The following is a 16,961-nucleotide window of genomic DNA, read 5'->3' as shown; positions in this document are numbered from 1 at the left end:
GGCTGGCCTTGTGGCTGGCCCGCCTCACACTCGGAGGCGACATGCTTTTGAAAATGACTGCGGGCCTATCTGGTCCGGACTTCAGCTTGTCGCCGGGCGACGAGCACGAGTTTGACGATGCCGAAGCTGAGCGCCTGAAGGAAGCTGGCTTTGCCATCGACGCCGAGCCGAAAGCTCCGGCCAAGACCAAGAAGGGCAAGGCCGATGTGGTATCCACCGAAGGTGACGGTAGCGGCAACAGCGGAGCCGGTAACGGTTGATGAAGTGAAGCGTCGGCTGCGGATAACTTGGGATGACGAGGACGACGATATCAAAGCTTTGATCGCGTCAGTCCGTGATTATGCCGAGGCCTACTGCAACACGCCGTTCGTCACGCGTACCGTCGAAGTCAAATGCGACTGCTGGAACGATCTGGCGCGCCTTTCTGTTGCGCCCGTGCAGAGCATCACCTCGATTTCCTATGTGGACACTGCAGGCGGCACGCAAACAGTCGATCCTGCCATTTATGAGCCGAGGCTCGATGGCTTGGAGGTGTCTATCAAGGCCGCCTACGCCAAACAGTGGCCGGTTACGCAGCATGGGTCGCGCATCACGGTGACCGCCGTGGTCGGCTATACCGCCGTGCCCGATGCCGTGAAGCACGCGCACCTCATTCAGATCGCAGATGCATTCGAGAACCGCGAAAACGATGCCCAGGACGACTGGACCGCTTTCGACGCGCTTCTCTGCAATTTCAGGCGCGGCTGAGCCGCCACAAGGAACCATTATGGCAGACATCACCATTACGCCCGCGAATGTTCTTCCGGGCAGCAACGCAGGCATTGATTCCGGTATCGCTGGCGAGACCATCGCAGCCGGCAAGACCATCTACCTGAACGCCACGAACAATCGCTGGATGCTTTCAGACAACAACGGCACGGGTACGCGCCAGGTTAACGGCATCGCACTCAATGCGGCGTCGGCTGGTCAGCCGGTCTCGATCCAGAAGTCTGGTGATATCACGATCGGCGCGACGCTTGTTGCGGGCCAGGACTACTGGCTAAGCGGCACGCCGGGCGGAATTTGTCCCCGCTCTGATCTAACGACCGGCATGGACCCCGTTCTTGTCGGCATCGCAAAGACCACGGCGGTTCTCGCGATTTCGACTATCGATCCCGGGGTCACGCTCTAATGTGGGTCCGCTTTGTCTCGGACTTTGACTGGCGCGCAACGCCCGCCGTAACTGTCGCGTACAAAGCGGGCACTATTGAATTTGTGACGCGGGCTTGCGCCGAAGAGGCCGGCGAGCGCGCCGAAGTCGTTGATCGGCCAGTCGGTCGGAAGTCGCCAAAGGCAGGTGGACGATGACTAAGGCCAAGGGCGCTGGTTCGATGCGTGAAAAGCTGAATTTTCAGCAACGATCGCTCGTCGACGACGGATACGGTAATGAGCAGGCCGGCGATTTCGCCACGGTCTTCTCGGCCGCAGCGGAACTTATCCCGCTCAAGGGCGGCGAGCCTGTCCTCGCTGCCAGGCTGACGGGGACGCAGCCTTTCATTATCCGCATCCGCAGTTGTGTTGCAGCAAGGGTGGTCACCACAGCGTGGCGTGCCGTTGATGCGCGCAACCCATCACGGATTTTCAACCTGACGGCTGCGGCCAACGTCGACCAGAAGAACGCCTATATCGACCTGATGGCGACGCAAGGAGTGGCGACGTGATCCAGATGGCTGTATTTACCGGTTGGCTGATCTGGTACGCACTGCCGCTGACGAGATGGCGAGCGTCCTTTGTGAAGTGGTGGGGCAGGGTATGGCGTTCACGGTAAAGGTTTCCGGCCGCGCCGAACTGACGCGAAACCTGAAAGCCATTGTTCCGAACGCGTTGACCTATGCTGCGGAAGCCAATTTGAAGATCACCGAAGAGGTGGCCGACAAGATCCGCGAAGTCGCGCCACGAGGTGCGACGCTGGAATATGCGGAAGCACTGCGTGGCGACTTCCTCAAAAACAACCCCGGCGCCATGGATTCCAGCGACAATCCGACGAAAGACAAAGACGCGGCGGGCCTGTTTGCGCTTTGGACCTGGCGTTTTTTGGAATTTGGCACGGCGCCCCACAACACGGCCAAGGGCGGTGGCACTGTGAAGGGGCGATCAAACCTCGTGCAGGGCATAGGCGACATGCATCCAGGCACTCTGGCGCAGCCGCACATCTTCCCCACATGGAGAAGTTTCAAAGCCACGGCGGCCAAGATAAAGCGCGCGGCTATCGCGAAAGCCTTCCGCGAATTCAATCGGAAATAATCATGGCCAGTCCAGACCTTGAGCTACAAGGCGTTGTTGTTGCGCGCCTGAAGGCGGACGCGACTGTTTCAGCGCTCATTAGCGGTCGTGTTTACGACCAGCCTCCTTCGCCGGTGACGTATCCTTATTTCACTATAGGCGAGACCCAATTCCTTCGGGATGACGCGACCTGCATCAAAGGTGGGCGGGTGTATCTAACCATGCATGCGTGGTCGCAGGCGGTTGGCTACCCGGAGGCAAAGAGCATCGCGGACGCGGTCACAGATAGCCTTCATCAGGCTCCGATCACGCTCGCTACCAACCATTTGATTTCGATCAGCCACCGTCAGACGCGCGTTTTTCGCGACGCCGACGGACTCACTTCGCACGCAGTCATCGAATTCGTTGCCTACGTCGAGAAGCCGACTGCGTAGCGCGGGCGGCAAGCTACCAAACGCGCAACCGCGCTAATCACCACACTAGGAGACTACTATGGCATCAGTCGGTCAGGTTCTCGGCAGAACCCTGCTTATTCAAATCGGTGACGGAGGCTCCCCGACGGAGGTGTTCACCAACCTCTGCGGCCTCAAAACCCGCAGCTTCAACCTGTCGGCGGGTGAAGTCGATACAACGATCCCAAGCTGCGCCAATCCGGGTGACGTGGTTCAGAAGACAAGCCGCCCTGGTATCGCCAACCGCACTTTTACGGGCTCCGGCGCCTACGTCGCGGGTGCAAATATGTCCGCCTTCATGTCGAAGGTGATTAATGCGACCGCCTTCAATGCGAAGGTGATCGTTCCTGGCCTCGGCACGTTCAGCGGCTCTTGGTTCGTTACCGACTTCTCGGCATCTGGTGACGTCGAGCCGAACATGGAGTTCAGCGCGACCTTCACGGCCGCTGATGTCCTCACGTTCACGGCGGAGGCATAATCATGGCCAGTGAGGAGAATGCCACGGTGGTAGAATTTAAGCATCAGGTAAACGAGGCGCGCGGGGAAGTGCGCCTCGTCATCGATGACGTCGAGCTCGTTCTCGCCGCGGAGATCGGCCGACTTTCTGCCGTTTCCAGCCGACTGCAGTGCAAATCGCTCAACGATCTGTTCCTACGCCTCTCGGGCGTTGAAGCCGCCGCCACGCTAGCGGGCATCGAGCTTCTGACGGTGAAGGGCAACGCGCTCGCGGCTATCACCAAGATCAAACTGAAGCATTTCCCGGCTTGTGCGGCCGCGTTCAGCGCGATCCTCGCTCACCACTTCGAGGACGACGAGGGAAACGTGGAAGCCGCCGACAAGGCGGCGTAGCCAAGCAAAGAGAAAGCCAAGGGGACGAGCCGTTTCCTTGGCGACAATGGATGCGTATCGGCCTTGGTGGCCTTGGGTGGCGGCCAGCGGAATTCTGGGCCGCCACGCTCACTGAATTCTTTGAGGCCATCAACGGCCACAATGAAGCGCAAGAGCCGGAACACCCCGAGAAGGCACCGTCCGCTGATGAGATGGCCGAGTTGATGGCGAAGTATGGGTGATACTGATGGATGAACTTGATGTTGCACCAGTGGTCGGTCGGGCGGAGTTTCGCCGCCTCGCCGAGATCCACGGATGCCCCGAGGCCGAAGAAATTCCGACCGAGCCGCTGAAACTGAGCGATGGTCGCTTACTCCTGCGTTCCCGCCCTGGCCGGTGGTTTCTCAAAGACGCTAACGGAGTAGTCGTGGCCGTGGCTAATCCAGACCTGGCATAGAGCTATTGACGCGCACCCGACACGGGTCACCTCCAAATATTGCGACACCAACCGTGACGCCATTATCGAGCCGGAGGGGCAGTCGATCGTCTTGCGGAAGATCGACTAGCAAGGCGGCCGGTAGTCCGGTGATGTGCCCCGCCGTGTTTTTTGTGTTCGAATTCCCCTCATTAGCGAAGTTGGTAGGCGACCGGATAATCGGTTTCGCCAACCGTCAGTATTCCTTCTCCGGACCACGTCTGGACAATCACTTTCGGCATTCATCCTCCTCAGCCCGCCACCACGCGGGCTTTTCTATTTTAAGGCGAATTGCCCATGGCTGACAACGACAATAATCTGGTCTTTACCGTCAGCTCTGACATGACCGCCGCCAGCCGCGGCATGGCGAAATTCGTGGGTGAAATCGGCACCGCGACCAACCAGATTGCCAAGAAGTACGAGCAGGCAGGCACCAAGATCGACAGCTCGATCTCCGGACTGCAGTCCCGTATCAACGGCATGGTCGGTCTAGGCGCCAAGGCGTCGAAGGAATGGACCGGCGCGCTCGCAGATCAGGGCAAGGAGCTTGAGCGCCTACGCGCTCGCTATAGCCCGCTGTTCGCAACTATCAATAATTACAAGACCGCCGTCGCTGACATCAAGCGCGCCCACGCGCTGGGTGCAATCTCTGCCAATGAAATGGCAACCGCGATCAGCAAGGAGCGGCAGGCCGCTCTGGCGTCGACGGCTGCCATCAAAGGCAGGAACGCAGCATTGGCTGCGGCGCCGACAGTGAAGCAGACGCCTGCGGGCGCTCGGGGCTTTGAGACCGCCAACATTGCGGCTCAGTTCCAGGATATCGCCGTTTCCGCATCTTACGGCAATCCGCTGCAGGTTGCACTTCAGCAGGGCACGCAGCTATCATCTGTGCTTGCGCAGATGGAAAACCCGATCCGGGGGATTGGCGCCGCGTTTATGTCGATCATCAGCCCTGTTTCGCTGGTGACCATCGGTGCTATCGCGGCTGGCGTGGCTGCATTCCAGTATTTCACATCGACTGGCGACGAGGCCGACAAGGCCGCAGATGCGCTCAAGAACCACTCCGATCTGATCCGCCGGATCAAGGAAGCTTGGCCGGAAGCGGCGGAAGGCCTGAAGGACTACGCGGCAGAAAGCAAGCGTATCCTGATGCAGGATACGAAGGACTCCATCGCGCTGTACAAGTCAGCGGTAGTGGATGCTTCAAAGGATGCCAAGTCTCCACTGCTCAGCATCCCGGCCAGCGATTTCGGTGGTGCTACTGAGACCATCCGGCAGGTTCAGGCGGCCATCGGCCAGCTGGATACCGGTATCAAGTCCGGAAATCCCAATCTTCGCGCCTTCATTGAGCAGCTGATTGAGATCGAAAATCAGTCCGGCACGCCTGAGAACATCAAGGAACTCATCAAGGAGATTCGCGAGGCAGCGAAAGCTGGCCTTGATGCACAGGCAAAGCTCGACCCGCTAACCAAGACGGTAGAGGGCATAGGACTTGCGGCGGCGGCTACAGCTAAGAACATTGATCTTTTCGTCAAAGCTGTCGACAAGCTCGCAGACATTTCGCCGACGCCTCTCGCTGACATCACGCAGGCACAAAAGGCTTACGACGAAGCGCTGCGAGCTGCACGAACCGAAGCGGATGTCCGTGCCGCTGATGATGCTCTAGCCGCTGCCAAGAAGCGCATTGCGGACCAAAACCCGACAGTTACTAATGGCGACGGCCGTACCGCTGATGTCCCTACGCCTTCCGCTCGACCTAATATTGAGCTTGAAGGGCTGCCCGGCGCCGAGAAAGCCGACAAGAAGGCAGAGACCGCGGCAACCAAAGCTGCGAATGCCTACCGTGATCTAAAGAAGTCCGCCGATGACCGCATTGCGCAGGTCCAGCAAGAAATTCAGCTGCTCGGCAATTTCGGGGTCGAGGCGGACGCTGCCAGGTTTGCGCTGGATCTGCTTCAGCAGTCGGAAGACAAAGGCCGGTCTCTATCCGAGACGCAACGGGCTGAGATCCAAAAGAAAGTCGAGCTATACAAGCAGTATTCCGAAACCCTCGCTAAGGCCAAGCTTTCACAGGATCTGCTATTTCAGCAGCGGTTCAACTCGCTCTCGAAGGAAGATCAGCAGGTCATCACGACGCAGCGTCAGTATGGCCTGCCCGAGGATCTGAACAGCACTGAGGCGGGTTCGATCCGGCGGTCTTTGCGCACCGACGAGTTGCGCGGCGACCTGAAAGATTTTGCGTCTGACTTCAAATCCGCCTTGCTCAACAATGGCGGCGATATCGGTAAAGCTTTCGCCGACAGTATTGAAAACGCGATTCTGAACCAGGTTTCGAAGATTTGGGATAAGCTATTCGACCAGATCATCAACGCGTTTCTAGGCAGCGGAACCGGGCAAAGCGCGGCCAGCAATGGCGGTGGTCTTGGTGGCATCATTGGAAGCATGTTCAACGGTGGTGGCGCAGCATCCGGAACGGCGGCTAGCAAGGCCGTTGTTTCTACCGCAGGCGGAGCAGTCGATCTAGCCACGAAACTACTCGGCCAGAATGAGAACGCGAATACCGGCTCAATCAACGCCTTCCTCAAACAGGGTGGCGTTGATCTGAACGCAGCTCAGACGAAGTGGTGCGCCGCATTCGTTAACTCCTCGCTGGCTCAAGTCGGTATTGGAGGAAGCGGTTCGAACGTTGCTAACAGCTTCCTCGACTGGGGCACGAAGATTGACCCGAGCCAGATCATCAAGGGCGACGTTCTTGTTCAAAGCAGGGGGCTAGGATCGACGCAGGCCGGCGGTCACGTTGGCTTTGCTACCGGCGCGAGCCGTTTTGTAGGCGGCCAGCAACAGCTTGAGATGCTTTCCGGCAACCTGCGTGATGGGGTTGGGAAGAGCTGGGTTGATGCTATGGACGTCCAGGCGCGACGTGCAACGGAAGCGGCCAGCAGTCTTGGAAGTGTTGCAAAAACAGCCGGGACGGCGACGCAGGGGCTCGGTTCGCTTGGTAACGGCCTGAACAATTTCGGACAGAAGCTTTCCAGCGGCTTTCCATCCGCTCCTGATGGCGGCGGCATTGGAGGCTGGTTCAGCAGGCTATTCGGTGGCGGATTGAATGCTTACGGAACGTCCGTTCTTGGCAGTTCGGCGCAGTTCGCCGGGGCTTGGAGCTCTGGCGGCATCGGCCTATTCGCCGACGGCGGTCACGTCTCAGGTGAGGGCGGCCCGACCAGTGACAGCATCCCTGCGATGCTGTCGAATGGTGAGTTTGTCATCAACGCAGCATCAACTCGCAAGCATCGCAAGTTGCTCGAAGCAATCAACTCTGGCTCAGTCGCGCACCTTGCCAAAGGCGGCATCGTCGCGCCTGCACTGGCGCCATCTGGCGGCTATGGCCGGGGAGACGTCGAGATCAAGATCATCAATAACAATGGATCGCAGGTCAAACAGACCAAGCGAAAGACTGCTTCCGGGCAGTCCATCGAGATGGTGATCGACGACGTGGTCGCCGACAAAATGTCCATGCCAGGCTCGCGTTCGCGCGGCGCCGTCCAATCGCAGTTTGGGCTCAAGAGTGGATTGGCAAAACGATGACAGCTATTTGGCCCGACGCGCTGCCAAGGCGTTTCACGGTGGGTTCCTATCAGGAAACACGACCAGACAACGTCATTTACTCCGAAGTGTCCATCGGGCCAGCAAAGGCTCGACGGCGCACGACGTCGAATGTCTGGGACCAGAGCGGCACGATGGTCATGACCTATGATCAGTACCGCGCTTTCCTGCGCTTTCTGTCGATCGATGTCAGCGATGGCGCGAAAGCATTCTGGTTCCCAGATCGGCTCGGCGGCCCAAACCTTCTGGTTCGGTTCAAGGAGGTGCCCAAGGCATCGCTTGATGCCAACCTCTGGCAAGTATCGATAACACTTGAGGTTTTACCGTGATCAGGAGGCCAATGTGAGCCGCACCGTTTCATCGACCTTCATATCCGCGGCAAACGCACAGGAGACAGATGAGGTAATCATCTGTCTCCTCACGGTGACACACGTTGAAATTCCAGGGCCGATATATCTATCGAGCGACGCGACCGAACGCTTGTCGGCCGACCCTTTGATTTATGGGACGACCAGCCGCGGGAACCAGCATCTCTACCTGCCTTTTGAGTTCACACTTCCCGACGATAAAAGCGATAGCCCGCCACGTGTGGTCCTCACCATGGACAATACCGATCGGTCGCTGGTCGAGTTGCTGCGGTCAATCTCAACGCCGGCCGATGTTCTGGTCGAGGTCGTGCTTGGTTCCGATTTGAACCACGTCGAGCTCGTGATGCCCTCGCTTCAGTTGAGCGATGTCACGATCGATGAAGGGTCCATATCGGCAACTCTGGTATCAGACTCGCTGATCAATGAGCCATATCCAGCCGGGCTATTCACGCCGGGCGCATTTCCAGGGCTGTTCTAGTGCTCTCAAAATTCGTCGGGATACCATACGTCGCTCACGGGCGGGACTACGACGGCGCGGACTGTTGGGGGCTGGTTTATCTCTATTATCGAGATCTTCTCGGCACTCCGATTCCATCTTACTCCGTCGAAATGCACGAGCGAGAGTTTCATCGGCGTGACATTGGGCCACTCATAGATGCCGAAAAAGAGAAGCGCTGGCTTCAAGCTGATGCGCCATCACCAGGCGACTGCGTTCTGCTACGAGCTGGTCGGTATAACTCCCATGTCGGCATCTTTCTGGGTGCCGGCAAGATCCTCCACAGCGAGGGACCGGAGCCTTCCGTTGTTGCACGTCTCGACGACATGCGGCTGCGTTCACGCATCACCGGATATTTCAGGTTGAAGACCGACGGTTTGCCGTCGGCATAAACAGGCGGCCCCAATATGCAAGTTGCACGCAACGTCGTGGCGCATAGCCATGTCGGCGAGATCATTGCGCCTGCCGATTTGGTGGATGTCCATGTTCGTCCATCGCCTCTTCGCCAGGAGAAGAAGCACTTTCGGCTAGCCGCGGGCCTCACCGTTGCGGAAATGGTCGAGGATTGCGCCTTTAGGGCTGGCTTGCATCCTGAGATTTCGGCTCTTCACGTCTCGCTCAACGGTCACGCCATACCGCGGGCCAATTGGTCACGCATCAGGGTTAAGTCAGGCGTCAACGTCAATATCGTCGCTGTCCCGCGCGGCAAGGCGATCGGCAAGATCTTCGGTGCCATCATCGCGCTCGTGGCGGCCGTTGTCGCTCCATACCTGGCGGGCCCGGCATTTCTCGGATTTCAGGCCGGCACAACGGCGTTCAGCGTGGCAACCGGTCTAATCGGTGCCGGTCTCACCATGGCCGGATCGATGATCGTGAATGCGCTGTTTCCGCCTGCGAAGCCCGTAAGCCAGGTGGACAACACCAAGACGCTGTATTCCATCGGTGGCGCACAAAACGAGGCGACCCAGTACGGTTCTATTCCAGCGACCTTTGGTACGCATCGCATCTCGCCGCCCTACGCTGCTAACCCATACACTGAGATCGTTGGCGACGACCAGTATCTTCGGCTGCTATTCTGCGTTGGCTACGGTCCAATCTCGATGTCAGACATCAAGATTGGCGAAACACCGATCAGCAAGTTCGATGGCGTGACGATGGAGGTCATCGAGAACCACATCGCCACTCCGCCAACGCTCTACACTCAGCCGGTCTACGAAGAGGACGTCTCCGTCCTTATGGAATTCGCCGACAGCTGGACCACTCGCACCACTGCGGACAATATCCAAGAAATCTCGGTCGACATCTCTTTCCCGAACGGTGTTTACAAGTTTCAAAGTTCCAACGGAAAGAAAGTCAACTACACCGTCAGCGTCGAGATGCAATACGCCATCGCAGGTTCGGGGGCATGGGCACCTGCTGAAGTAGTCACTGTCACGGCTAATTCCGCTCAGGCGCTCCGTAGGTCGGTGTTGTGGCGGGTTCCTTCTGGAAAGTATGACGTTCGCGTTCGTAAATCTAGCTCCGACAATTCTACGAGCGATCAGGTGTCGGAGGCCGTTTACTTCTCGACCTTGCGAGGTCGACGAAAAGTAGCGGCGATCAACTTCTCGAAACCTCTTTCCGTCATTGCAATGCGGATCAAGGCGACAAACGAACTGTCAGGCGTCGTCGACAAGCTAAACCTGCTTGCCAAGCCGCGCATCCGCGCATGGAACGGCACGGCATGGGTTAACGCACAATTCAGCAGCAATCCCGCCGATCACTTCAGGCATGTCCTGCAGGGTAGTGCGAACGCTCGCCCAGTTGCCGATGCACTGATCGATCTTGATGGTCTGCAGGAGTGGCATGACTTCTGCCAAAGCAAAGGCTTTGTCTTCGACTATGTCGCAACCTCGCAGCTGTCGGTCTATGATCAGCTTCAGCAGATCGCAGCGGCGGGCAGGGCGGCTGTTTCGCTGCGGGATGGCAAGTGGGGAGTGGTCTGGGATGTCGAAGACAGTCCGATCGTCCAGCATTTCACTCCGCGCAACTCGTGGTCTTTCTCGTCGGTGCGTGCGTATGCTGACCTGCCTCACGGGTTCCGTGTCGCGTTCATCAACAAGGACAACGGCTACCTGAATGACGAGCGTGTCGTCTATGACGATGGCTACACCGAGGCGAACGCTACCAAGTTCGAAGGTATGGATTTTCCGGGTGTTGTCGACAAGGATCTGATCTGGAAGCACGGCCGGTATCATCTGGCGCAGCTTCGCCTGCAGCGTGAAACCTACACGCTATCGACTGACTTCGAAAACCTTGTGTGCACGCGTGGCGATCGCGTCCGCGTCAACCATGACACGGTTCTCTGGGGTCTTGGGGCAGGGCGGGTTTCATTCGTCAGTTCTTCTCCAGATACCGTCGTCATTGACGACACCTTCCCTATGGAAGCTGGGAAGACTTATTCGATGCGTTTCCGCCTTGAGGATGGGTCAAGCGTGGTTCGACAGGTCGCTGGCATTGCCGGCGACTTCAAGACTTTCACACTAGTGGGATCCGGCGTTTTGCCTATGCGGGGCGACCTTGCCCTGTTCGGTGAGAATGGCCTCGATAGTGTAATTCTTCGTGTGAAGGGCATCACGGCTCAAAACGACCTATCGGCGAAAATCGAACTCGTCGATGACGCGCCTGGCATCCTGCTTGCCGACAAGGGAGATATCCCGCCATTCGAGACTGGTATTGCTCCGTTGGTGGACTATCGGGCTTATGCACCGCAGCAGCTGACGTACATCGAAACCATCTGGACCAAGGCGTCCGGCCAATCGACGCTCAAGCTCAACTGGCTTGCTCCATCGGTTGGATCAGTCTCCTCTTACATCGTCCAGTATGCGTTGAAGGGCAGTGATAACTGGAACCCGTCGGCTACTGCGGCTGGTACCTCATTCGAACTAAATGGCTTAGATGTCGGTGTTTATGATGTTCGTGTGCGTGCAGTGTTCGCCAACGGCCAGCTATCCGACTGGGTATCGGAAACGATGGTCGCTGCGATTTTCGCCAACGACCCGGACGACGTCAAGGGGTTCCGGATATCTGTCGCAGGGGACACGGCAACCCTGCAATGGGACGACCCTCAAAATCAGGCCGTCGGTTACTATCAGATACGGTTCTCTCCACTTACGAGCGGCGTGACGTGGCAGACCGCCTCGCAACTCAGGGATAACGCTGTCGGAACCAGCGTCCAGGTGTCTGCCATGGTCGGAACATACCTGATCAAGGCTGTGACATACTCTGGTCGCGTCTCGGCTAATCCTGCCGTAATATCCACAACCGTCGATCCTCTGACCTCATTCAATGATGTCGAGGCGATGCAGGATGCGCCTTCGTTCACTGGAACTAAGACAGATGTGTACGCTGTCGGCGGGCAGCTTCGGTTGAAAAGCGGCGGCGACGTTTTCGATCTGAGCGACTTCCTTGCTCCACCGGATTTCTTTTTGTCAGGTGGCGGCTTCCCATCGCAGGGCATGTACGAGTTCGCGAACATCATCGATCTCGGGCAGGTCTTTACTTCTCGCGTATCAGCTGAAGTGCTGGCGTACGGAGAGTTGACCAGCGAAGAAGTGTTCTCACGCCCGGACTGGTTTGGTCCGCCTGACTTTTTTGGCGAGGCGTCAGGATCTCTGTGGGACGTAACTGTCGAAATCTCTACCACAAACGACAACCCGGCGGGCACGCCTGTCTGGAGCGACTGGAGCGAACTGGTAACGGCGGACATCTCGGCACGCGGTTATAGATTCAGGGCGAAACTGCAATCGCTTCAGTTCGATGTTACGCCGGTCGTCACAGGGTTGGCAGTCACCGTCGACATGCCTGACCGGGTGCTCGCCGAAAACGACCTCACCGTCAGCACGGACGGCAGAACTGTTAGCTTCACGCCTCCTTACTTCGCGCTTAGCGGAGTTTCCATCTCAGCCCAGGGACTCCAGACCGGTGATTACTATCAGATCACCGGCAAGGGTGCCAACGGCTTCACCATCATCTTCAGAAATGCCGCAGGGACCGCAGTCGCGCGGTCTTTTGATTACGTGGCGAAAGGATACGGGACGATTCAATGACGCAAGCAATAACTTGGTCGGTGCCGCTAGTCGGGCCGGCCTCTCCGACTGACTTTGCGCAACGCATTGACGACTCGTTTGACGCGCTGATGTCTGGCCACTCAGGCTCGGCCCGGCCGACTTACGCCGTGGCAGGCACGATCTGGGAAGACACGTCGGTCGCGGGGGAAACCCGCCTCTGGTTCTTTGATGGGTCGCAAGACATTCTTGTGGCTGTCGTTGACACCGCGAACGACCGCATCGAGCTTGCGCCACAGCCGCTCGTTGATGTGGCTTCCGCGGCGACTACCGATATCGGCGCGGCGAAGTCGCGGAACATCCGCGCCACTGGCACGGCCACGATCGCCTCCTTCGGCACGATCAGGGCCGGTACCACAAAGACGGTTTATTTCGCCGCCGCGCTGACGGTGACCTACAACGCGACTTCGCTGATTACTCCAACTGGAGCGGATCTCCTTATCCTGGCGGGCGACAGTCTTGATCTCGTTTCCCTTGGTTCGGGGAATTGGAGGGTGTTGCGGCACGTGCGGGCGTCGAGCGCGTGGCAACAAATTTCGAAGACCACGATCAGCGGTTCGCCCTCACTCATCGATTTCACCAATCTCGGCAGCTTCCGGGAGCTTCGCTTGACGGGCTGGGTGACCGGTTCTGGCGCTACCGGCGGCATTCAGTTGCGAGTAAGCGCCAACAACGGCTCGTCCTATGACAGCGGCGCCAGCGACTACACGCAGCAGGTCATCACGGCCACAGCAGCGAGCCTCTCGGCAGGCACGGCCACTTCAGCGTCGATGCAGGTTTCAGCATCTGCCGGCGTGACTCGAATGTCTATCGAAGCTCTCCTGACGGGCTTCAACCAAGCTACGAGGACAGCGGCTCACGTCCACTGCTACGGCGGCGACAATGCTGGCCTTGTTACCGAGACAGTCATCGGCGGGGAGCGCAACAGTGGATCGGCGCACAATGCATTCCGGCTTCTGCTCGCTGCGGGCACGTTCAGTGGCGGCGAACTCATATTGGAAGGTCTCCCAGGATGAAGAAACTAGTTAACGGCGAAGTCGTCGATCTGTCCGCCGAGGACGTCGCTCAACATGCCATCGACGCGGCACGACCTCCAAAAATCGAGGACTACCAGAACGCCATCCAAGCTCTGGTTGATGGTACCGCCCGCGACAAGCAGTTCAATGACGGTGTGACAATGGCGTCCTACGTGGCCTCGACGAACGAAGCGTGGGCCGCTCAGGCGCAGGCGTTCGTCGCTTGGCGCGACAACGTCTGGCAGTACGCCTATTCAGAGCTTGCCAAGGTTCAGGGTGGCGTTCGTCCGCAGCCTTCCGTCGAAGCCTTCTTGCTAGAGTTGCCGGAGATCGCTTGGCCATGATCCTCCGCTACTTCCTCTACTGCCCGGTCAATCTCGGGCTGGTCTTGCTCGCGTTCGCGCTGTCGCCACTTCTCGCCGCTCTCTCCATGGCGCTGCGCAAACCGGTGCTGCCTGGCGTCCTGCAGTGGTTTTCGACACTCGACAACACGCTCGATGGCGGTCAGAGGCAAGGATACAAGGTCGGCGTAACCGGCTGGCGTCTCTGGTGGCAGCGAACATGCTGGATCTGCCGAAACCCGGCCCACGGCTGGCAGTCCCGCCTTCTCGGCATGTCCGCTGAAGGGCTCGTCTATCTCAAAGCCCCGGCCGATACCGACAATCCGCGCTACTGGCTGATGGCAAACAATCATCACCGCTTCTTTATGTGGAAGCGTGAGCAGCCGCTGTTCGGCGACTGGTATCTAAAGCTTTGGCTCGGCTGGCTGAACGTCGCCTACGATGGCGTCAACTGCCACTACCAGTTCAATCTCGGCTTGAAGCGCCGGTAATTCCGCCAATTGGATCCACCCATGTTTATCCGCAATCCGCGGCGAGTGCTCACGCGCTCGCTCTCGATGTGGTGCGTCTATCTGGCAGGCGTGCTGGAACTGGTGCCTTACATCGTGCCGTACCTTGATGGCTACGTTCCGCACTGGCTGTCGTTCGCGCTGCTGCTGGCATCGCCGCTTGCGCGCATCATCGACCAAGGAAACCTCAATGCCGATAAATAAAATCGTGCCGTCGAAGCGCGGCAAGGCAGCCATAGCCGGCGCGCTTCTGGCCGCAACTCTGGCGGGCGGCGGAACGTTCTTCACCGAGCCAGCCACGCCGGCGGCCGTTATTCTGGCCACTGAAAGCCTCATCAAGCCGTGGGAAGGTCTTGTGCTCAAATCGCACTGGGATCCCTACGCCAAGATTTACGACATCTGCTACGGCGAAACCCGGATCAACGGCAAGCCGGTGACTGCGGGCATGTCCTTCACGAAGGCAGAATGTGACGCCATCCTGGAGAAGCGCGTCTATGCCGACTACTACCTACCATTGACGAAGCGGATAAGGGGTTTCACGTCCTTTCCGGTGTCCGTTCAGGCGACACAGGTTTCCGGCGCTTACAACTTCGGGGCCGATGGGATGGTCAACTCTACGGCGGCTAGGCTTGCTTCGCAGGGCCGATACAAGGAAGCCTGTGAAGCCCAGACGGCATGGAACAAGGCGGGAGGCCAGGTTGTCAAAGGCCTTGTGAAGCGCCGCGAGATGGGCGACGCCCAGCGCATCGGCGAGGCGGAGCTCTGCGTTTCGGGTCTCAAGCCATGATCGGGGCTCTCGCAAAACTGCTTGGCGTGGATAAGTGGCTGGTAGGCGTCGTCGCGGCTCTGGCCATCGCTGCCGCTCTCGCCGGGGCCGTGGCCTACATCGACCACCGCGGCTACGCCCGCGCCGAGACCTACTATCAGGGCCAGATCGCCACGCTTAAGCAAGCCGCAGCTGACGCGCGCAATGCCGAAGTCGAACGTCAGGCCGGCGTCCAAGCAGCCGCCAAGGCTCGCGAGGCCACCCGCATCGCCGAGATGCAGGCTGAGACCGATTCCCTCGAACAAAAGATCAAGGAACTAGAGCGTGAAGCTGACCAAGATCCTGATGCTGGTAAGCCTGCTCTTGGTGCTCCCAGCGTGCAGCGTATTAACAAGATCCGATAAACTCGTCGTGCCGCCTCCGCCGTTGCATCTGACCAAGCCTGACAGCGTCCTGCTGGAACGCTGCAAAGGCCCTGTCGATCTCGGCGACAAGCCGCTCACGCAGGCGCAGCTGGAAAAGCTCTGGATCACGGATCGCGAGAGGCTTTTGTCCTGTGCCCGCAAGCATCTCGCGCTGCGGGACTACTACGCCGATCGGGATGCCGGTCTGGAAGGGAAGCGCTGATGGAGTGGTTTGCATACGTCAGCCCGATTGTCGCGCTCCTGGGCTTTGTGCTCGGCATCTGGTGGAAGGTCGAAGGCAAGATCGACAAGGCCGACAGCAGAGCCGAAGACGTCGAGCGCGAGCTCGCCGCCCATAAGCTCCACGTCGCCGAGACCTACACCACTAAGTCCGGCATGAAAGAGATCAAGGACGAGATCCTTGGCGCCGTCTCCGGCATTCGCGATGACGTCCGCCACCTAGCCACCCGCATCGACGGAATGCACGAGGCGCAAAAGCCGCGCCCTGCGGCTCGATCTACTACTCGCTAACCACCACAAATTTCTAGGAGACTACCATGGCTCTTTCGGGCGCTCATATCGTATGCGGCTATGCCGGCTCTTATCGTCGCGACAAATCGCAGGCCATCCTTGGCAAGGTCAACTGGTCGGAAGCCCCGGCAACCGGCGTAACCACTACCAACGGCGCACCCGGCGCGCATGACCTTTACGGCCAGCCTATGTTCCGTCTCCGGGCATCCGCGGACTCATACTTCGCCGTTGGTCCGACCCCGAACGCCACGACCGGCCCGCGCGTCTTTGTGCCGGCCAATACCGACTATGACGTCTTCGCCGACGCTGGCGACAAGGTTCAGTGGGTGGCAGCCTAATGGCAGGTCTTCGAACGAGTTTGCAGGGCAGGGCGTCGCTAGGCGCCCTGGTTTCCCTGGGTCACATCCCAATACAGGGCGGTGGGTACTGGCCCTAACCGGTCATTGGGACACAGCGAGAATAAACAAGTAAACTAGAACCAACCAGCCTAGACCGAGCAATGCCAGTTGCTTGCGCGGAACATCGTGAAACGACTTGTATCTCGACACAACGAACCAAACGAGGCCGCACCCGACAAGAACGAAAAGATAGGGTAAGGCTTCGGCAAGTCCGCCCACCATAACAAGCCTCCGTAAAACGAAATTGGCATCGCACTTTCCGTGATACCGCTTTAGAAGCGTTAAGCTGGAATTGATGGCCGCTTCTGGCGGATACTGTTGAAAAACTATTGGTGGTGAGCATCTCATCTATCCCCTTAGAAATTAGCGTCCGTGACACGAACGCCCGCCGAGATATCGTAATGCC

24 protein-coding genes are annotated in these 16,961 nt (G+C 58.5%); all 24 read left to right on the top strand.

Features of this window, described 5'->3' with window-relative positions; all coding sequences use genetic code 11:
- Positions 1-41 precede the first annotated feature (41 nt).
- Positions 42-260: a hypothetical protein gene (locus J2X43_RS26500; protein ID WP_310299714.1), complete on the top strand. Its 219-nt coding sequence runs from the start codon at positions 42-44 to the stop codon at positions 258-260.
- Positions 223-747: a phage head-tail connector protein gene (locus tag J2X43_RS26495; RefSeq protein WP_310299711.1), complete on the top strand. Its 525-nt coding sequence runs from the start codon at positions 223-225 to the stop codon at positions 745-747. The genes J2X43_RS26500 and J2X43_RS26495 overlap by 38 nt, the downstream gene beginning before the upstream one ends.
- A 19-nt stretch (positions 748-766) precedes the next feature.
- A complete protein-coding gene (locus J2X43_RS26490) occupies positions 767-1,171 on the top strand; it encodes a hypothetical protein (RefSeq protein ID WP_310299709.1) in 405 nt (134 codons plus the stop codon).
- A 199-nt stretch (positions 1,172-1,370) separates the two neighbouring features.
- Positions 1,371-1,700, top strand: a complete 330-nt coding sequence (locus tag J2X43_RS26485) for a head-tail adaptor protein (RefSeq protein WP_310299706.1) — start codon at positions 1,371-1,373, stop codon at positions 1,698-1,700.
- 22 nt (positions 1,701-1,722) lie between these two features.
- The gene (locus tag J2X43_RS26480; RefSeq protein ID WP_310299703.1) at positions 1,723-2,283 is read left to right on the top strand and encodes an HK97 gp10 family phage protein; all 561 of its coding nucleotides are present in this window, start codon (positions 1,723-1,725) and stop codon (positions 2,281-2,283) included.
- A gap of 2 nt (positions 2,284-2,285) precedes the next feature.
- Positions 2,286-2,696, top strand: a complete 411-nt coding sequence (locus J2X43_RS26475) for a DUF3168 domain-containing protein (RefSeq protein WP_310299700.1) — start codon at positions 2,286-2,288, stop codon at positions 2,694-2,696.
- Positions 2,697-2,754: 58 nt separating this feature from the next.
- The gene (locus J2X43_RS26470) at positions 2,755-3,192 is read left to right on the top strand and encodes a phage tail tube protein (RefSeq protein WP_310299695.1); all 438 of its coding nucleotides are present in this window, start codon (positions 2,755-2,757) and stop codon (positions 3,190-3,192) included.
- A gap of 2 nt (positions 3,193-3,194) precedes the next feature.
- A complete protein-coding gene (locus J2X43_RS26465; protein WP_310299691.1) occupies positions 3,195-3,563 on the top strand; it encodes a hypothetical protein in 369 nt (122 codons plus the stop codon).
- Complete coding sequence (locus J2X43_RS26460) at positions 3,479-3,784, top strand: phage tail assembly chaperone (RefSeq protein ID WP_310299688.1); 306 nt, start codon at positions 3,479-3,481, stop codon at positions 3,782-3,784. Before J2X43_RS26465 ends, J2X43_RS26460 begins: the two co-directional genes overlap by 85 nt.
- A gap of 5 nt (positions 3,785-3,789) precedes the next feature.
- Entirely contained in the window at positions 3,790-3,999 is a 210-nt protein-coding gene (locus tag J2X43_RS26455) for a hypothetical protein (RefSeq protein ID WP_310299685.1), read from the top strand.
- A gap of 315 nt (positions 4,000-4,314) precedes the next feature.
- Positions 4,315-7,602 (top strand): phage tail length tape measure family protein, encoded by a 3,288-nt coding sequence (locus J2X43_RS26450; protein ID WP_310299682.1) that lies wholly within the window; start codon positions 4,315-4,317, stop codon positions 7,600-7,602.
- A 38-nt stretch (positions 7,603-7,640) separates the two neighbouring features.
- Complete coding sequence (locus J2X43_RS26445; protein WP_310299679.1) at positions 7,641-7,949, top strand: hypothetical protein; 309 nt, start codon at positions 7,641-7,643, stop codon at positions 7,947-7,949.
- A 13-nt stretch (positions 7,950-7,962) separates the two neighbouring features.
- Positions 7,963-8,466, top strand: a complete 504-nt coding sequence (locus J2X43_RS26440; RefSeq protein WP_310299676.1) for a DUF1833 family protein — start codon at positions 7,963-7,965, stop codon at positions 8,464-8,466.
- A complete protein-coding gene (locus J2X43_RS26435; protein ID WP_310299673.1) occupies positions 8,466-8,876 on the top strand; it encodes an NlpC/P60 family protein in 411 nt (136 codons plus the stop codon). Before J2X43_RS26440 ends, J2X43_RS26435 begins: the two co-directional genes overlap by 1 nt.
- Before the next feature lie 15 nt (positions 8,877-8,891).
- Positions 8,892-12,572: a host specificity factor TipJ family phage tail protein gene (locus J2X43_RS26430; RefSeq protein WP_310299671.1), complete on the top strand. Its 3,681-nt coding sequence runs from the start codon at positions 8,892-8,894 to the stop codon at positions 12,570-12,572.
- A gap of 128 nt (positions 12,573-12,700) precedes the next feature.
- Positions 12,701-13,606 (top strand): hypothetical protein, encoded by a 906-nt coding sequence (locus tag J2X43_RS26425; RefSeq protein ID WP_310299668.1) that lies wholly within the window; start codon positions 12,701-12,703, stop codon positions 13,604-13,606.
- A complete protein-coding gene (locus J2X43_RS26420; protein ID WP_310299665.1) occupies positions 13,603-13,950 on the top strand; it encodes a hypothetical protein in 348 nt (115 codons plus the stop codon). Before J2X43_RS26425 ends, J2X43_RS26420 begins: the two co-directional genes overlap by 4 nt.
- Entirely contained in the window at positions 13,947-14,438 is a 492-nt protein-coding gene (locus J2X43_RS26415) for a hypothetical protein (protein ID WP_310300309.1), read from the top strand. Before J2X43_RS26420 ends, J2X43_RS26415 begins: the two co-directional genes overlap by 4 nt.
- A gap of 21 nt (positions 14,439-14,459) precedes the next feature.
- Entirely contained in the window at positions 14,460-14,660 is a 201-nt protein-coding gene (locus tag J2X43_RS26410; RefSeq protein WP_310299663.1) for a hypothetical protein, read from the top strand.
- Positions 14,647-15,243, top strand: a complete 597-nt coding sequence (locus tag J2X43_RS26405; RefSeq protein WP_310299660.1) for a lysozyme — start codon at positions 14,647-14,649, stop codon at positions 15,241-15,243. The genes J2X43_RS26410 and J2X43_RS26405 overlap by 14 nt, the downstream gene beginning before the upstream one ends.
- Positions 15,240-15,626 (top strand): hypothetical protein, encoded by a 387-nt coding sequence (locus tag J2X43_RS26400; RefSeq protein ID WP_310299657.1) that lies wholly within the window; start codon positions 15,240-15,242, stop codon positions 15,624-15,626. Before J2X43_RS26405 ends, J2X43_RS26400 begins: the two co-directional genes overlap by 4 nt.
- 7 nt (positions 15,627-15,633) lie before the next feature.
- The gene (locus tag J2X43_RS26395) at positions 15,634-15,849 is read left to right on the top strand and encodes an anaerobic dehydrogenase (RefSeq protein WP_310299654.1); all 216 of its coding nucleotides are present in this window, start codon (positions 15,634-15,636) and stop codon (positions 15,847-15,849) included.
- Positions 15,849-16,157, top strand: coding sequence for a hypothetical protein (locus tag J2X43_RS26390; RefSeq protein WP_310299651.1), 309 nt, complete (start codon positions 15,849-15,851; stop codon positions 16,155-16,157). Before J2X43_RS26395 ends, J2X43_RS26390 begins: the two co-directional genes overlap by 1 nt.
- 26 nt (positions 16,158-16,183) lie before the next feature.
- Entirely contained in the window at positions 16,184-16,495 is a 312-nt protein-coding gene (locus J2X43_RS26385) for a hypothetical protein (RefSeq protein ID WP_310299649.1), read from the top strand.
- Positions 16,496-16,961: the final 466 nt, after the last annotated feature.

Origin of the sequence: Rhizobium sp. BE258 (genome assembly GCF_031457345.1) — a bacterium.
In the GTDB taxonomy this organism is placed as follows: Bacteria; Pseudomonadota; Alphaproteobacteria; order Rhizobiales; family Rhizobiaceae; genus Rhizobium.
Note: the sequence above shows the minus strand (reverse complement) of the source record. Positions and strands in the feature narration are given on the sequence as shown.

Bases quoted from the DNA above. Each gene is read 5' to 3' on its own strand.
- J2X43_RS26405 (WP_310299660.1), top strand. From the start codon at position 14,647: ATGCCGATAAATAAAATCGTGCCGTCGAAGCGCGGCAAGGCAGCCATA.
- J2X43_RS26450 (WP_310299682.1), top strand. From the start codon at position 4,315: ATGGCTGACAACGACAATAATCTGGTCTTTACCGTCAGCTCTGACATG.
- J2X43_RS26455 (WP_310299685.1), top strand. From the start codon at position 3,790: ATGGATGAACTTGATGTTGCACCAGTGGTCGGTCGGGCGGAGTTTCGC.
- J2X43_RS26400 (WP_310299657.1), top strand. From the start codon at position 15,240: ATGATCGGGGCTCTCGCAAAACTGCTTGGCGTGGATAAGTGGCTGGTA.
- J2X43_RS26430 (WP_310299671.1), top strand. From the start codon at position 8,892: ATGCAAGTTGCACGCAACGTCGTGGCGCATAGCCATGTCGGCGAGATC.
- J2X43_RS26490 (WP_310299709.1), top strand. From the start codon at position 767: ATGGCAGACATCACCATTACGCCCGCGAATGTTCTTCCGGGCAGCAAC.
- J2X43_RS26500 (WP_310299714.1), top strand. From the start codon at position 42: ATGCTTTTGAAAATGACTGCGGGCCTATCTGGTCCGGACTTCAGCTTG.
- J2X43_RS26475 (WP_310299700.1), top strand. From the start codon at position 2,286: ATGGCCAGTCCAGACCTTGAGCTACAAGGCGTTGTTGTTGCGCGCCTG.
- J2X43_RS26410 (WP_310299663.1), top strand. From the start codon at position 14,460: ATGTTTATCCGCAATCCGCGGCGAGTGCTCACGCGCTCGCTCTCGATG.
- J2X43_RS26415 (WP_310300309.1), top strand. From the start codon at position 13,947: ATGATCCTCCGCTACTTCCTCTACTGCCCGGTCAATCTCGGGCTGGTC.
- J2X43_RS26390 (WP_310299651.1), top strand. From the start codon at position 15,849: ATGGAGTGGTTTGCATACGTCAGCCCGATTGTCGCGCTCCTGGGCTTT.
- J2X43_RS26485 (WP_310299706.1), top strand. From the start codon at position 1,371: ATGCGTGAAAAGCTGAATTTTCAGCAACGATCGCTCGTCGACGACGGA.
- J2X43_RS26465 (WP_310299691.1), top strand. From the start codon at position 3,195: ATGGCCAGTGAGGAGAATGCCACGGTGGTAGAATTTAAGCATCAGGTA.
- J2X43_RS26420 (WP_310299665.1), top strand. From the start codon at position 13,603: ATGAAGAAACTAGTTAACGGCGAAGTCGTCGATCTGTCCGCCGAGGAC.
- J2X43_RS26385 (WP_310299649.1), top strand. From the start codon at position 16,184: ATGGCTCTTTCGGGCGCTCATATCGTATGCGGCTATGCCGGCTCTTAT.
- J2X43_RS26470 (WP_310299695.1), top strand. From the start codon at position 2,755: ATGGCATCAGTCGGTCAGGTTCTCGGCAGAACCCTGCTTATTCAAATC.